This window comes from Streptomyces sp. NPDC087906, assembly GCF_055584925.1.
Map to the genome: position 1 here is coordinate 98,264 of NZ_JBVJLC010000014.1, position 15,286 is coordinate 113,549.

At 70.8% G+C, this 15,286-nt stretch carries 12 protein-coding genes; 5 read left to right on the forward strand and 7 right to left on the reverse strand.

Annotated elements, in window-relative coordinates:
* Window positions 1-30 precede the first annotated feature (30 nt).
* The gene (locus ACZ63I_RS30775) at window positions 31-333 is read left to right on the forward strand and encodes a hypothetical protein (protein WP_469342529.1); all 303 of its coding nucleotides are present in this window, start codon (window positions 31-33) and stop codon (window positions 331-333) included.
* A gap of 81 nt (window positions 334-414) precedes the next feature.
* Entirely contained in the window at window positions 415-1,326 is a 912-nt protein-coding gene (locus ACZ63I_RS30780; protein ID WP_469342530.1) for a carbohydrate kinase family protein, read from the forward strand.
* Window positions 1,327-1,363: 37 nt separating this feature from the next.
* Here the strand turns inward: ACZ63I_RS30780 and ACZ63I_RS30785 are convergent, their stop codons facing one another.
* Both ACZ63I_RS30785 and uvrA read right to left on the reverse strand, forming a co-directional pair.
* Window positions 1,364-2,227, reverse strand: a complete 864-nt coding sequence (locus ACZ63I_RS30785) for an alpha/beta fold hydrolase (protein ID WP_469342633.1) — start codon at window positions 2,225-2,227, stop codon at window positions 1,364-1,366.
* A 3-nt stretch (window positions 2,228-2,230) separates the two neighbouring features.
* The gene (uvrA, locus tag ACZ63I_RS30790) at window positions 2,231-5,245 is read right to left on the reverse strand and encodes an excinuclease ABC subunit UvrA (protein ID WP_469342532.1); all 3,015 of its coding nucleotides are present in this window, start codon (window positions 5,243-5,245) and stop codon (window positions 2,231-2,233) included.
* A gap of 238 nt (window positions 5,246-5,483) precedes the next feature.
* Here uvrA and ACZ63I_RS30795 point away from each other — a divergent pair, with 238 nt between their 5' ends.
* Window positions 5,484-6,170, forward strand: coding sequence for a maleylpyruvate isomerase family mycothiol-dependent enzyme (locus ACZ63I_RS30795; RefSeq protein WP_469342533.1), 687 nt, complete (start codon window positions 5,484-5,486; stop codon window positions 6,168-6,170).
* A 10-nt stretch (window positions 6,171-6,180) separates the two neighbouring features.
* Window positions 6,181-6,837, forward strand: a complete 657-nt coding sequence (locus ACZ63I_RS30800; RefSeq protein ID WP_469342534.1) for an MBL fold metallo-hydrolase — start codon at window positions 6,181-6,183, stop codon at window positions 6,835-6,837.
* Between the two features lies 1 nt (window position 6,838).
* Here ACZ63I_RS30800 and ACZ63I_RS30805 read toward each other — a convergent pair whose 3' ends face one another.
* A complete protein-coding gene (locus tag ACZ63I_RS30805; protein WP_469342536.1) occupies window positions 6,839-7,807 on the reverse strand; it encodes a cytochrome c oxidase assembly protein in 969 nt (322 codons plus the stop codon).
* A gap of 124 nt (window positions 7,808-7,931) precedes the next feature.
* On the opposite strand from ACZ63I_RS30805, the gene ACZ63I_RS30810 reads away from it, so the two are divergent.
* Entirely contained in the window at window positions 7,932-8,975 is a 1,044-nt protein-coding gene (locus ACZ63I_RS30810; RefSeq protein WP_469342537.1) for a S66 family peptidase, read from the forward strand.
* Window positions 8,976-9,024: 49 nt separating this feature from the next.
* On the opposite strand, the gene ACZ63I_RS30815 is transcribed toward ACZ63I_RS30810, so the two are convergent.
* The 4 genes from ACZ63I_RS30815 to uvrB form a co-directional block, all read right to left on the reverse strand.
* Window positions 9,025-10,014 carry a TerC family protein gene (locus ACZ63I_RS30815; protein WP_469342538.1) on the reverse strand — a complete coding sequence of 330 codons (990 nt, stop codon included), beginning with the start codon at window positions 10,012-10,014 and terminating at the stop codon, window positions 9,025-9,027.
* A gap of 222 nt (window positions 10,015-10,236) precedes the next feature.
* Complete coding sequence (locus tag ACZ63I_RS30820; protein WP_469342539.1) at window positions 10,237-12,165, reverse strand: TerD family protein; 1,929 nt, start codon at window positions 12,163-12,165, stop codon at window positions 10,237-10,239.
* 195 nt (window positions 12,166-12,360) lie between these two features.
* Entirely contained in the window at window positions 12,361-12,927 is a 567-nt protein-coding gene (locus ACZ63I_RS30825; protein WP_469342634.1) for a TerD family protein, read from the reverse strand.
* 183 nt (window positions 12,928-13,110) lie between these two features.
* Window positions 13,111-15,240, reverse strand: coding sequence for an excinuclease ABC subunit UvrB (uvrB, locus tag ACZ63I_RS30830; protein ID WP_469342540.1), 2,130 nt, complete (start codon window positions 15,238-15,240; stop codon window positions 13,111-13,113).
* Window positions 15,241-15,286: the final 46 nt, after the last annotated feature.

A 15,286-nucleotide genomic window follows, 5' to 3' on the forward strand; every position in this document is an offset into this window, starting at 1 on the left:
TGTCTCCACTGGTCAGGGGGGTGGGTACAGATGCGACGATACCGGGGCCGGTCCGGCCGCCGGGACGGGGGCCTGGGCATGGTCGCGGCGGGGCGGGTGGTCGCGGCGGCGCGGGTGGTCACGGCGGCGCGGGTGGTCACGGCGGCGTGGGCGGGTCACGGCGGTGCGGGCGGTCGTAGGTGGCCCGGAAGCCTTGTGGCGGAGCCACTGAGGCGTATCGCCGAGGCGGCGGCCCAGGTGGTCGCGGCGGTACGGGTGGTCGCGGCGGTACGGGTGGTCGCGGCGGTACGGGTGGTCGCAAGGCGACCGGGAGCCGCGTGGCGGAGCTACTGAGCTTGTCGCCGACGCGGTGGGCACGGGTGCCTGGGGTCGCGGCAGCGCACCGCGTGCCGGGAGGGCGCTAGATTCGGCTCTGTGATCGTCGTCGCCGGAGAGTCCCTGATCGACCTGGTGCCCCAGGGGCGCGCTGACGGTGTGCTCGCGCCGCTGCTGCCACGGCGCGGCGGCGGCCCGTACAACACCGCCGTCGCCCTCGGCCGACTCGGGGCGCGTACCGGCTTCTGCTCCCGGGTCTCGACGGACGCCTTCGGCGAGACGCTGCTCGAAGGGCTGCGCGCGGCCGGGGTCGACGTGTCGCTCGTCCAGCGTGGCCCCGAGCCGACGACGCTGGCCGTGGCGACGCTCGGCGCGGACGGGTCCGCCGGTTTCGCCTTCTACGCGCAGGGCAGTGCGGACCGCCTGTTCACCCTGCCGCCCGCGCTGCCGCCGACGGTGCGGGCGCTGGCCCTCGGCACGTGCTCGCTGGTACTGGAGCCGGGCGCGAGCGCGTACGAGGCACTGCTGCGCCGGGAGGCGGGGCGCGGGGTCTTCACCCTGCTCGACCCGAACATCCGCGCGGGCCTGATCCCGGACGCGGCGGCCTACCGCGCGCGGTTCGCCGGCTGGCTGCCTTCGGTGTCGCTGCTGAAGGTCTCCGAGGAGGACGCCGACTGGCTCGAAGGCTCCCCCGGGACATGGTCGGCGCTCGGCCCGGCAGCCGTCGTCCTGACCAGGGGCGGCGACGGGCTGACCGTACGGACGGCGGACGGTACGGAAGTCTCGGCGCCCGCCGTACGGGTCGACGTGGCGGACACGATCGGGGCAGGCGACACGATCAACGCGGCCCTCCTGCACGGCCTCGCGACGAGGAACGCCCTGACACCGCGCGCGGCAGCGACGCTAGAGCCGGACGGCTGGCACGAGGTACTGACCTTCGCGGCGCGCGCGGCGGCACTGACCTGCTCCCGCACGGGGGCGGACCCGCCGTACGCGGCGGAGCTGGCCTAGACCGCGAGGTGGGCGGTCGGCGGTTGTCCGACGCGGCTCAGGCGAGGAACGCGGTCAGCGCGGCGCTGAAGGCCGTCGGGGCTTCCGTCCAGGGCAGGTGTCCGGCGCCTCGTAGCGTCGTACGCCTCACGTCCGGGAGTGCCGCCGCCAGGGAGTCGACCGCCGTGCGTGGGCGGATGTCCTGTTCGCCGTCCACGATCAGGACCGGGATGTGCAACGCGGCGCAGCGCTTCCGCAGTTCGGCCGTCGCGAGGCTGCGGCTGACTTCGGCGTTGATCGTGCGGTTGCAGGTGTAGTTGACGCCGAACCACGGTGTGGCCATCGCCTCGGCGTGTGCCAACGCCCGCTCGGGGTCGGTGAAGTCCGCCGACCATTGGAGGACCGCCAGCTCCCGGTCCTCGGGCTCGGTGCGGTCGTCGCCGCGCTCGCGCAACTCCTCCCAGCGCGCCCGGTGTTCGCCGAGGCGCCGGCCGAACGCGGCGTGGTACGGCGGGCGCCAGGTGGACTCGTCGTCGATGCCGGTGCCGGAGACGTACACCAGCCGGCTGACGCGCTCGGGGTGGGCCAGCGCGTACCGCAGGGCCAGGTGGGCGCCCCAGGAGTGGCCGAGCAGCGCCGGGCGGTCGAACCCGAAGTGGGCCCGTACGGCGTCGAGATCGGCGACCGAGCGGGCGATGCCGTAAGGCCCCGAGCGCTGGGAGCGGCCGCAGCCGCGCTGGTCCCAGCGGATCACCTCGCGGCCGGGCAGCAGCGCCGCCACGTCCGCGAGGGTGTCCCAGATGCCGGGGCCGCCGTGGCAGAGGACGACGGGCGCACCGCCCGTACCGCCGTCCCCCGCCCGCGCGGCCCAGAGCCGTACGCCGTCGTCCGCCCGTACCGTCCCGATCGCCGCCGCCCCCAGCTCCTACTTGGCCTTGGCCGTCCGCTTGGCCGGGGCCTTCTTCGCGGTCGCCGTCTTCGCTGCCGTCGTCTTCGCGGTCGCCGTCGACTTGGCGGCTGCCGTCGTCTTCGGCTTGGCCGCCACCGTCTTCCGCGCCGGGGCCTTCTTCTTCGCCGGCGTCGCGTCGCTGATCCGCTCCGCGTCGAGGATGTCCCGCAGGAACTTGCCCGTGTGGCTCGTCGGGACGCCCGCCACCTGCTCGGGAGTGCCCTCCGCGATGACGAGACCGCCGCCGTTGCCGCCCTCGGGGCCCATGTCGATCACCCAGTCCGCCGTCTTGACGACGTCCAGGTTGTGCTCGATGACAATGACCGTGTTGCCCTTGTCGACCAGCCCCGACAGCACCGTGATCAGCTTGCTGATGTCCTCGAAGTGCAGCCCGGTGGTCGGCTCGTCCAGGACGTAGACCGTGCTGCCCGTGGAGCGCTTCTGCAGCTCGCTCGACAGCTTCACCCGCTGCGCCTCGCCGCCCGAGAGGGTCGGCGCGGACTGGCCGAGCCTGACGTAGCCGAGGCCGACCTCGTTGAGCGTCTTGAGATGGCGCGAGATCGTCGGGACCGCCTCGAAGAAGTCCAGCGCCTCCTCGATCGGCATGTCCAGGACCTCGGCGATGGACTTGCCCTTGTAGTGGACCTCCAGGGTCTCGCGGTTGTACCGCGCGCCGTGGCAGACCTCGCACGGGACGTACACGTCCGGGAGGAAGTTCATCTCGATCTTGATCGTGCCGTCACCGGAGCAGTTCTCGCAGCGGCCGCCCTTGACGTTGAAGGAGAAGCGCCCGGGGAGATAGCCCCTGACCTTGGCCTCCATCGTCTCCGCGAAGAGCCGGCGGACATGGTCGAAGACGCCGGTGTACGTCGCCGGGTTGGAGCGCGGCGTACGGCCGATGGGCGACTGGTCGACATGGACGACCTTGTCGACCAGGTCGTCACCCGCGACCCGGGTGTGCCGGCCGGGCACCGACTTCGCGCCGTTCAGCTCGCGGGCCAGATGCGTGTACAGGATGTCGTTGACCAGGGTCGACTTGCCCGACCCCGAGACGCCTGTGACCGCGGTGAAGACGCCGAGCGGGAACGACACGTCGATGTCCTGGAGGTTGTTCTCCCGGGCGCCGTGGACGGTGAGCTGCCGCTCGCCGTCGACCGGCCGGCGGATCTCCGGGGTCGGGATGACCCGCTTCCCCGCCAGATACTGCCCGGTCAGCGACTCCTTGTTGGCGAGGAGTCCCTTCAGGGAGCCGGAGTGCACGACCTTCCCGCCGTGCTCACCGGCGCCGGGGCCGATGTCCACGACCCAGTCGGCCACCTTGATGGTGTCCTCGTCGTGCTCCACGACGATCAGGGTGTTGCCCATGTCGCGCAGCCGGACCAGGGTCTCGATCAGCCGGTGGTTGTCGCGCTGGTGCAGGCCGATGGACGGCTCGTCCAGCACGTAGAGCACGCCGACCAGGCCGGAGCCGATCTGCGTGGCGAGCCGGATGCGCTGGGCCTCGCCGCCGGAGAGGGTGCCGGCCGCGCGGTTGAGCGAGAGGTAGTCCAGGCCGACGTCGACCAGGAACCTGAGCCGTTCGTTGACCTCCTTGAGCACCCGCTCGGCGATCTGCTTGTCGCGTGCGTTCAGCTTGAGCTTGCCGAGGAAGTCTGCGCAGTCGCTGATGGACAGCGCGGAGACCTCGGCGATGGACTTGTCCATGACCGTCACGGCCAGCACGAGCGGCTTGAGCCGGGTGCCGTGGCAGGTCGGGCAGGGCACCTCGCGCATGTAGCCCTCGAAGCGCTCCCTGCTGGTGTCGCTCTCGGCCTCCGAATGGCGCCGCTTGACGAACGAGACGGCGCCTTCGAAGGCGGGGGTGGTGTAGGCGCGCTCGCGGCCGTACCTGTTGCGGTAGCGGACCTCGACCTGGGTCTTGTGCCCGTACAGCAGCGCCTTCTTGGCGCGCTGGGGCAGCGCCGCCCACGGCACGTCCGTACGGAAGTTGAGGGCCTTGGCGAGGCCGCCGATCATCCGGCCGAAGTACTCCTTGGTGTGGCCGTGCGACCACGGGTGGATCGCGCCCTCGTCCAGCGACTTGTCCTCGTCGGGGACGATCAGCTCGGGGTCGACCTCCATGCGCGTACCGATACCGGTGCACTCGGGGCAGGCGCCGAAGGGGGAGTTGAAGGAGAAGGAGCGCGGCTCCAGCTCCTCGAACGAGAGGTCGTCGTACGGGCAGTACAGATGCTCGGAGTACATCCGCTCGCGCTCGGGGTCGTCCTCGGGGAGGTCGACGAAGTCGAGCACGACCATGCCGCCGGACAGGCCGAGCGCGGTCTCCACCGAGTCGGTGAGCCGCCGCTTGGCACTGTCCTTGACGGTGAGGCGGTCGATGACCACCTCGATGGTGTGCTTCTCCTGCTTCTTGAGCACGGGCGGCTCGCTGAGCTGGATCGTCTGCCCGTCGACCCTGGCCCTGCTGTAGCCCTTGGTCTGCAGATCGGCGAAGAGGTCGACGAACTCGCCCTTGCGCTCGCGCACGAGCGGGGACAGGACCTGGAAGCGGCTGCCCTCGGGCAGTTCGAGCACCTTGTCCACGATGGCCTGCGGCGACTGGCGGGCGATCGGCCGGCCGCACTCGGGGCAGTGCGGCTTGCCGATACGGGCGAACAGCAGCCGGAGGTAGTCGTAGACCTCGGTGATGGTGCCGACCGTCGAGCGCGGGTTGCGCGAGGTCGACTTCTGGTCGATCGAGACGGCAGGCGACAGCCCCTCGATGAAGTCGACGTCCGGCTTGTCCATCTGACCGAGGAACTGCCGGGCGTAGGAGGACAGCGACTCCACGTAACGGCGCTGCCCCTCGGCGAAGATCGTGTCGAACGCGAGGGAGGACTTGCCCGACCCGGAGAGCCCGGTGAAGACGATGAGGGAGTCACGGGGGAGGTCGAGCGAGACGTTCTTGAGATTGTGTTCGCGAGCGCCACGGACGATGAGACGGTCGGCCACGCCGGTCCGCACCTTTCTGGAGAGAAGCAGGGGCGGAGCCCCCTTCCCAGACTACGGGGGGTCGCCAGAGCGATGGATTGCCAAGCTGTGGATTGCGGCACAGGGACCGCCGGGCTGGTGTGCGCCCCGGTCCAGGATGCCTGTCACGAGCCTATAGCACGCGCATTCGATTTACGGCCGGTCTCTGCCTCCTTCACCCGATCGAGTGGTGCCATGGCTCTCCGCTATCGTCGGCGCCATGACTGATCACGTGCGCGACCTGGCGTCGGTACACGAGGCGACCGAACGGCTGCTGACCGCTGCCGCCGGACTGGACAACGCGGCGCTCGCCGCTCCGTCACGGCTGCCGGGCTGGAGCCGCGGTCATCTGCTGGCCCACATCGCACGCAATGCGGACGCCCTGGTCAATGTTCTGGAGGGGCGTCCTATGTACAAGGATGCCAAAGCGCGTCAAGCCGATATCGACCGCGACGCGCCCCGGCCGCTCGAAGCGCAGCTCAGCGACGTACGGGAGAGCGCGGCGCGGTTCGAGCGGGCGGCGAGCGCCCCGGCGGACTGGGGCCGCACGATCACCATGCGCAACGGCGTCACGGACACGGCGGCCCGGGTGCCGTTCCGCCGCTGGGCCGAGGTCGAGCTGCACCACGTCGACCTGGACGTCGGCCGCACGCTCGACGACCTGTCGGACGAGTTCACCGGCCGGGAGATCGACTTCCTCGCCGAGCGCTTCGCGGGGAACGCGGACGTCCCGCCGCTCGCCCTGACCACCCCCGACGGCCGGACCCGGCACACCGGCAGCACGGACGGCACCCCGCTCGCCGTCTCGGGCCCGGCGGGGCACCTGATGGGGTGGCTGGCGGGCCGCGCCGACACCGCCAGGCTCAGCTCGCCGGACGGCCCGCTGCCTGTCCTGCCCCCGCTATAGGCTGAGCCGTATGACGTACAGCGGAGTGGTGACGGTGGGCGGCCCTGCGGATGTGCACGAGCTGCCCGAGCTGATGATCTCCAAGGCCGCTGTCGGCCCGATGAACAACAACACGTACCTGCTGCGCTGCCGGGCCACCGGTCAGCAACTGCTGATCGACGCGGCCAACGACGCGGCGACGCTGCTGACGCTGATCGGTGACGACGGCATCGTCTCCGTCGTCACCACCCACCAGCACGGCGACCACTGGCAGGCCCTGTCCGCAACGGTCGCCGCCACCGGCGCCCGCACGTACGCGGGCCGCGCCGACGCCCCGGGCATCCCGGTGCCGACCGACGTGCTGGTGGACGACCTCGACACGATCAGCTTCGGCGAGATCACCCTCACCGCCCGCCACCTGGTCGGCCACACCCCGGGCTCGATCGCCCTGATCTACGACGACCCGCACGGCCACGCGCACGTCTTCACCGGCGACTGCCTCTTCCCGGGCGGCGTGGGCAACACCCACCAGGACCCGAAGGCGTTCGCGAGCCTGCTGCACGACGTGGAGACGAGGATCTTCGGCGAACTGTCCGACGAGACCTGGGTCTACCCGGGCCACGGCAACGACACCACCCTCGGCGACGAACGCCCCCACCTCGCGCAATGGCGCGCCCGCGGCTGGTAGTTCAGCGCGGGTGACGGGTGCGCATGCGGTTCCCGACTTCGCCTTCGTCCGTCTCCCACCAGGGGCGTACCCGGTCCTGGGGCTGTGCCGGCAGGGCTGTGGCCGGGGTCGGTTCGGGGGTCGGTGCGGGGGTCAGTTCGTGGTCCAGGTGGGCGTCCAGTTCCGCCGTTCTCGCCCGTTCCGCTTGCCACCACTGGATGAATACCGCGATCAGGAACGGCAGGGCGACCAGTTCGGCGAGCGTGAGCATCAGGCCGCCGCCGAGCATCTGGTCCTGTGCGACGCTGGGGCCCCAGGTGCGGGGGTGGGCCGTGTACCAGTGGCCCGCCACCAGCGTGCCGCTGGTCATCACGACGATGCCTGGCACGGAGTCGAAGAGGCCGTCGAAGAAGACCAGGCCCGCTCTGACCGGATGCGTGCACCAACGGGGCAGCAGTTCTTGGCGGGTGAGCATCGGCAGGACGAACAGGCAGCCGGTGAGCAGCAGTTGGGCGTGCATCAGGTGCCGGACGAGACCGTTGGCGAGCGAGGCCGTGAAGTACGGCGTGAAGTAGATGGCCAGCTCGGACGCGAGCACCAGGACCGTACTGACCAGGGGGAAGGTCAGCAGCCGCACCGGGCGGGAGGTCAGCGCCGCGTGCAGGGGGCCGTCCGGGGACGCGAGGCCGAGGGGGTCGCCGAGGGCCAGGCCGAGGGGGGCGAGCAGGTCGAGGAGGATGTTCTGGACGGCGGCCGGCCAGAACAGCACCCGGTCGTAGACGGCGAGCGAGGACATCGTCGCGATCACGATCATGCCGAGGCCGAGGACGAAGAAGGCGGCGGTACGCAGGATCGGCCAGCCCTGGCCCTGGCGGGTGCGGCGGACCACTCCCGCGGTGTACAGACCGCCGAGGACGCCGACGGCGGCCAGTGCCACCGGGTCGGTCCGCCACGACGACAGCCCCCGGGCGAGCGTCAGTTCCGGCAGCACAAACGCACCTTCTTATCCGTATCCCGCCTCCGCCGTCCGTTTTCTCCGCTCACGGTAGACGGCGGGTGCCGGCCGCCGGAAACCGGGTCGCCCGGCGGCGGGCCGCGTCCTTACGATCGGCCGTATGCCGACGCCTGTCACACCGCCCAAGCCCCGCCCCGGCGACCGGGTCGCGGTGCTCTCGCCGTCGTCCGGACTGCCGGGGCTGCTGCCGCTCCCGTACGAGCTGGGGCTGAGCCGGCTGGTGGCGGAGTTCGGTCTGGTGCCGGTGGAGTATCCGTCGACGCGGACGATGGGCGCGACGGCGCGGCAGCGGGCCGACGACCTGCACGCGGCGTTCGCCGATCCGACGGTGAGGGCCGTGATCGCGAGCATCGGCGGGGACGACCAGATCACCGTGCTGCCGCTGCTGGACCGGGAGTTGATCCGGGCGCACCCGAAGCCGTTCTTCGGCTACAGCGACAACACGAATCTCCTGGCGTACCTGTGGAACACGGGGATCGTCGGCTACCACGGCACGAGTGTGATGTGCGAGCTGGGCCGGCCGGGGGCGATGGATCCGCTCACCGCCGAATCGCTGCGGGCCGCGCTGTTCACCTCGGGCCCGTACGAGCTGCGGCCCGCCGAGCGGTTCCGCGACACGGACCGCGACTGGGCCGATCCGGCGACCTTCGAGACCGAGCCGGAGACCCGGCCGGGCACGGGCTGGCGCTGGCACGGCCCCGAGCGGGTCGTCGAGGGCCGGAGCTGGGGCGGCAACCTGGAGATCTTGTCCTGGCTGCTGATGGCCGACCGGGAGATCGGCCCCGCCGCCGCGTACGACGGGGGTGTGCTGCTGCTGGAGACCTCGGAGGAGCTGCCGGCCGCCGAGGAGGTCTTCCGGATCCTGCGCGCCATGGGTGAGCGGGAGCTGCTGCGGCGCTTCCCCGCGCTGCTGATGGCCCGCCCCAAGACCTGGTCCCTGGAGCGCCGCAACAGCCCCGAGGAGGCCGCGCGCTACGCGCGTGAGCAGCGGGAGGCGGTCCTGCGGGCCCTCGCGGTGTACGCGTCGGACACGGTGGCCGTCTTCGACGTGGACTTCGGGCACACCGACCCGCAGCTCGTCGTTCCGTACGGCGGGGTGGTGCGGGTGGACGGGCTCGCGCGGCGGGTGACCGTCACGTACTGAGCCCGTCCACGGGGAGGGCCGGGCGGCACCGACGCCGCCCGGCCGCGGCTCACGCCTCTATCCGGTCCTTCTCGGCGGCCTCGGCGGCCTCGCGCTCCGCCTGCTTCTTGTTGGCCATCAGGCTGGTGATCGTGGTAATGATCAGCACACCGCAGATGACCGCGAGCGAGACCGGGATGGAGATCACCGGGACATGGACGCCCGTCTCGTGCAGCGCGTGCAGCACGAGCTTGACGCCGATGAAGCCGAGGATCACCGACAGCCCGTAGCTGAGGTGGACCAGCTTCTTGAGCAGCCCGCCGATCAGGAAGTAGAGCTGGCGCAGCCCCATCAGCGCGAACGCGTTCGCGGTGAAGACGATGTACGGGTCCTGGGTCAGACCGAAGATCGCCGGGATGGAGTCGAGCGCGAACAGCACGTCCGTCGTACCGATGGCGAGCATGACCACCATCAGCGGGGTCAGGACCCGCTTGCCGTTCTTCCGGATGAAGAGCTTCGTGCCCTCGTACCTGTCGGAGACGCCGAAGCGGCGCTCGATGTTCTTGAGGAGGCGGTTCTCCTCGAACTCCTCTTCCTCGTCGTCGGAGCGCGCCTCCTGGATGAGCTTCCAGGCGGTGTAGATCAGGAACGCGCCGAAGATGAAGAACACCCACGAGAAGCTGGCGATGATCGCCGCGCCCGCCGCGATGAAGATGGCCCGCAGCACCAGGGCGATCAGCACCCCGATGAGCAGCACCCGCTGCTGCAACTGCGAGGGCACCGCGAACTTCGCCATGATCAGCACGAAGACGAAGAGGTTGTCGACGCTCAGCGATTTCTCCGTGATGAATCCGGCGAAGAACTCTCCTGAGGCCTGGCCCGTCCCCCAGATCATCAAGCCGAGGCCGAACAGGGCGGCGAGGGCCACCCAGACGACCGTCCAGATACCGGCTTCCTTGATCGACACGTCATGGGGCTTGCGCCCGATGAGGAAGTCGACCGCGATCAGGGCGGACAGACCGAGAATGGTCAGTGTCCACAGGGTCCATGAAACGTCCACTGCGCCTCCGGCGTTGTACGGCTACTTGTCAGCGTCGTCGCTGCCGGAGGTCTCTTCCACCCGAGCGGTCCTGCCGCTGTGCGGGCCGGCGCCCCGGGACCGATGGCGGTCCGTATTGACGGGTACGTCGCGTTACGGGAGTACTCCCCTCCGATAAAGGAAGAGTACAGCAAAGACCAAGGTTTGGTAAAGCGATAGGTAAAGGATGGCCAAGTACCCAGGTCAGCGCCGCCATTCGCGGCGTGCGGCCGCCACCCGTCCGAGCACCTGGGCCAGCACCTGACTGCCCGGCGGCAGCGCCGGCGGCTCGTACGTCCAGACATGGCCGACCCAGGGGTCGGCGAGGTGGTTGTCGGACACCGGCGTCAGCCGCAGCAGGGAGCGCCAGAGCGGGTCGAGCACGGGGCCGTAGGCGCTCGCGTCCTCCCGGTCGGCCACCATCAGCAGGTGCACACCGACCGAGGGGCCCTCGTCGGCGAGATAGCGGAGCTGGGTCACGGCGCGGTCGTCGAAGCCGTGCGGGAAGTCGTTGACGATCAGCAACTGCTCCGCCTGGTCCAGCTCCGGCGGGAGCGATGCGGCGGCGCCGCCCCGTACCGCCATCTGGACCAGGTCGACCCGGCGGGTGAGCGCCCCGAGCACGGCGGCCACTCCCGCCGCCCCCGCGGCCGGCGCGGCGTCGAGCACCCCGGTCGAGGTGAGCGGCGCCAGCGCCCCGGCGGCCGAGCCGGCCGGGTCGATCACCTGGACGGTGAACTCCCCCGGCGGGTAGGCGGCCAGCAGCCGCGCCGCGTGGTTGACCGCGGTCTCCACCGCCATCCGGCGGAGCTGGAACGCGTCCAGCAGCAGGGCCTCGTCCGACGCGGTCCTGCCGCTGTCCACCCACAGGCCGCGCTCCAGCGGCAGCCGCACCAGCATCGGGATCCGCAGGTCGGGGCGCTCGGGCAGATGGACGTCCCCGAGGCGCAGCGCCATCGGGATCTCCATCGGGACGCGGTACCCCTGCCAGACGGGGCTGTCCCAGCGGGCGTAGGCGAGCGGCAGGGCGGGCTCGACGACCTCGGACTCGGCGACGAGCTGCGCCAGATCACGGTCGAGTACTTCCCGCGCCTGGGCGACGAGCTGGTCGTGCTTGGCGCGGGCGGCTTCCCGCGCCGCGTCCCCCGCGCCGCCGATCCGGTTGCGCGGGTCGGACAGCACCCGGTCCAGTTCCTGTTCGAGCCGGGACTCGGCGAAGTCCGTCGCACTGCGGTACGCGGCGGCGGTGCGGGCCAGGTCCTCGAACATGCCCCAGACCTGGTTGTAGAGCCGCTCGTCCATGGACCAGCCGGTCGCGTCGCCCGCCACGGGACGGGCGGGGCGGCCGGCCCCGGCCGGTTCGGCGGCCGGCGGCGGGGTGGGCGGGGCGGCCGTACGGCGCCCGGGGTGCGTGTAGTCGACGCCGCCGCCCGCCGTTCTGGGCTGCGGTACGGCCCTGTCGCGCACGGCGCGCGCACCGTCCCGCTCGGGGGTGTGCGGGGACTGCGCGGGCGGCGGGGACTGCGGGCCGTTCGGAGCCTGCGGGCCGTTCGGGGCCTGCGGTGCCTGCACGGCGTCCGCGAGGTGCAGCGCCACCGCGTCATGGACGGTGGCGGCGAAGACGGCGGGCCGCGGCAGGCCCTGGTCGCCGAAGAGTTCGGCGAGGCCGCCCTCGTACCCCTGGCCGACCGCCCTGACCTTCCAGGCGCCCTGTCTGCGGTAGAGCTCCAGCGCGACGACGGCCGATTCCGTGCCGAGCCCGGTGAGGGTGAAGCTGGCCACTTCCGTACCGTCGGTGGCGGTGACGGCCGCGTAGGGGGCGGCGGTCGAGCCGAAGTGCGCGGGGCCGCCCACGCCCTGGGGCAGGGCGAGCAGGACATGCACCAGATGCGCCCGCTCGGGGACGGCCTCCAGATCGACGTGGAAGCGCAGTCCGGCCGCCGCCTGGCGGGACACCTCTATGCCGGGGAGCGTGGGCGAGCCGGGGTGGGCGATCCATTCCGTGCCGAGCACGGTGCCCTTCGCGTCGCCCAGCGTGGCGCAGGCCAGCAACGGCGCGCCGGCCGTCACCCGGATCTCCAGCCGGGTGTGGGGCAGGGGGTGGTTCTGCCCGCGGACCAGCTCCGCCGTCATCGGCTTGTCCCCTCGTCGGTCGTGCGTCGTTCGGTGGTGGTGGGTTTCGATGTTGAGTACGCGTGTGGTGAGCAGCGCGTGTGGTGGGTGCTGGGGGGTGTGACACGTGCAGCTCCCGGCGGCCTGGCCGCCGGGAGCTGCGCTCGCGGTAAGTCTCGCGGTCTCGCGGTTACGGTGCCGTCGCCGGCACCCCCGTCACAGATGCGGCAGGATCGCCGGCATCAGGTCCTGGAAGGTACGCCCGTTGGCGGGGTTGCCGAGGGCGGTCATCTGCCAGCCGGCCCCGGCGCGGTGCACCTTCGCCATGATCTGCGCGGTGTACTGACCGCCGCCGTCGAGGGTGTAGCGCGCCAGCTCCTGGCCGTTGGTCTCGTCGACGATCCGGCAGAACGCGTTCTGCACTTCCTGGAACGTCTGGCCGGTGAAGGAGTTGACCGTGAAGACGATCTGGTCGATGTGGACCGGCACCCGCTGGAGGTCGACCAGGATCGCCTCGTCGTCCCCGCCCTGCCCCGCGCCGCCGACGAGGTTGTCCCCGGTGTGCTTCACCGAGCCGTCGTCGCTGACGAGGTGGCGGAAGAAGACCACGTCGACCGGCTGCTTGTCGGCGAACAGCACCGCGGAGGCGTCCAGGTCGATCTCGCGGGTGCGGGAGCCGAACAGCCCCCGGCGCGGGGCGGCCTGCCAGCCGAGCCCCATCCGCACGGCGGTGAGTGTGCCGCCGCCCCTCTTCTCCAGGCTGATGGCCTGTCCCTTGGTCAGATTGACCCCAGGGCCCCCGGGCGCACTGCCCTTGGATGTGTCCACCACGCGCTGTCCCCTTCTCGAATGGTCCCCCGCAACCGTCCGTGTGCGGTTGCGCAGAACCCTACGCAGTCGCCCATGAGCGGCAGGAGACACGGGCCGGTTTTGTGTCGGTGTTGCAACACACCGGCGGCACCGGCGTCAGGCCAGCCCCGCCTCCCTCATCTGCCGCAACTCCTTCTTCAGCTCGCCCACTTCGTCGCGCAGCCGGGCCGCCACCTCGAACTGCAACTCGGCCGCGGCAGCCCGCATCCGGTCCGTCATCTCCTCGATGATCCCGGCCAGTTCGGCCGCGGGCCGGTCGGTGAGGACAGCGGCGCCCGCCCCGCCCTTGCCGCCCTTGGGGGTGTGCGCCGTGAGCGAGGGGACGGGCGTCTTGGCCGGTTGGCCCTTCTTCGTCTGCCGGTAGCCCGTGCCGAGCAGGGCCTCGGTGTCGATCTCCTCGCGCGCGATCGTCGCGACGATGTCGTTGATCTTCTTGCGCAGCGGCTGCGGGTCGAGGCCGCGCTCGGTGTTGTAGGCGACCTGCTTCTCCCTGCGCCGGTTCGTCTCGTCGATGGCCTGCGCCATCGCCGGGGTGACCTGGTCCGCGTACATGTGGACCTGGCCCGACACGTTTCGGGCGGCGCGGCCGATGGTCTGGATCAGCGACGTGCCCGACCGGAGGAAGCCCTGCTTGTCCGCGTCCAGGATCGCCACCAGCGACACCTCGGGCAGGTCGAGGCCCTCCCGGAGGAGATTGATGCCGACCAGGACGTCGTACTCACCGGAGCGCAGCTCGCGCAGCAGCTCGATACGGCGCAGCGTGTCGACGTCGCTGTGCAGATACCGGACCTGGATGCCCAGCTCCAGGAAGTAGTCGGTGAGGTCCTCCGCCATCTTCTTGGTGAGGGTGGTGACCAGGACCCGCTCGTCCTTCTCCGTGCGCTTGCGGATCTCGTGCACCAGGTCGTCGATCTGCCCTTCGGTGGGCTTGACGACGACCTCCGGGTCGATGAGCCCGGTGGGCCGGATGATCTGCTCCACGAAGCCGTCGCCCCGGGAGAGTTCGTACTTGCCGGGGGTGGCGGACAGATAGACAGTCTGGCCGATCCGCTTCTGGAACTCCTCCCACTTCAGCGGGCGGTTGTCCAGCGCGGACGGCAGCCGGAAGCCGTGGTCGACCAGGGTCCGCTTCCGGGAGGCGTCGCCCTCGTACATCGCGCCGATCTGCGGCACCGTGACATGCGACTCGTCGATGACCAGCAGGAAGTCCTCGGGGAAGTAGTCGAGGAGGGTGTTGGGCGCCGTGCCGGGGTCGCGGCCGTCGAAGTGCATCGAATAGTTCTCGATGCCGGAGCAGGAGCCGATCTGGCGCATCATCTCGATGTCGTACGTCGTGCGCATCCGCAGCCGCTGGGACTCCAGCAGCTTGCCCTGCTTGTCGAGGTCAGCGAGGCGGGTCTCCAGCTCGCGCTCGATGTCGTTGACCGCGCGCTCCATGCGCTCGGGGCCCGCCACGTAGTGGCTGGCGGGGAAGACGTACAGCTCGCGGTCCTCGCTGATGACCTCGCCGGTCATCGGGTGGAGCGTGGTCAGCGCCTCGATCTCGTCGCCGAACATCTCGATCCGAACGGCCAGCTCCTCGTAGACCGGGAAGATCTCGATGGTGTCGCCCCGGACCCGGAAGGTGCCGCGGGTGAACGACACGTCGTTGCGCGTGTACTGCATCTCCACGAAGCGGTGCAGCAGCTCGTCCCTGTCCACCTCGGTGCCGACCTTCAGCGACACCATCCGGTCCACGTACTCCTGCGGCGTGCCGAGGCCGTAGATGCACGAGACGGAGGCGACCACGACCACGTCGCGCCGGGTGAGCAGCGAGTTCGTCGCGGAATGGCGCAGCCGCTCGACCTCCTCGTTGATGGAGGAGTCCTTTTCGATGTACGTGTCCGACTGGGGCACGTACGCCTCGGGCTGGTAGTAGTCGTAGTACGAGACGAAGTACTCGACGGCGTTGTTGGGCAGCAGCTCGCGGAATTCGTTGGCGAGCTGGGCGGCAAGGGTCTTGTTCGGCGCCATCACCAGGGTGGGGCGCTGGAGCTTCTCGATCATCCAGGCCGTCGTCGCCGACTTGCCCGTGCCGGTCGCGCCGAGCAGGACGACGTCCTTCTCCCCGGCGCGGACGCGCCGCTCCAGGTCGGCGATCGCGGTCGGCTGGTCGCCGCTGGGCTGGTAGGAACTGACGACCTCGAAAGGCGCCACCGTACGTTCGATGTGGGAAACGGGCCGCATGGATCCACCGTACGACCCCGCACTGACAGTCGGGGGGCGAGCGGGC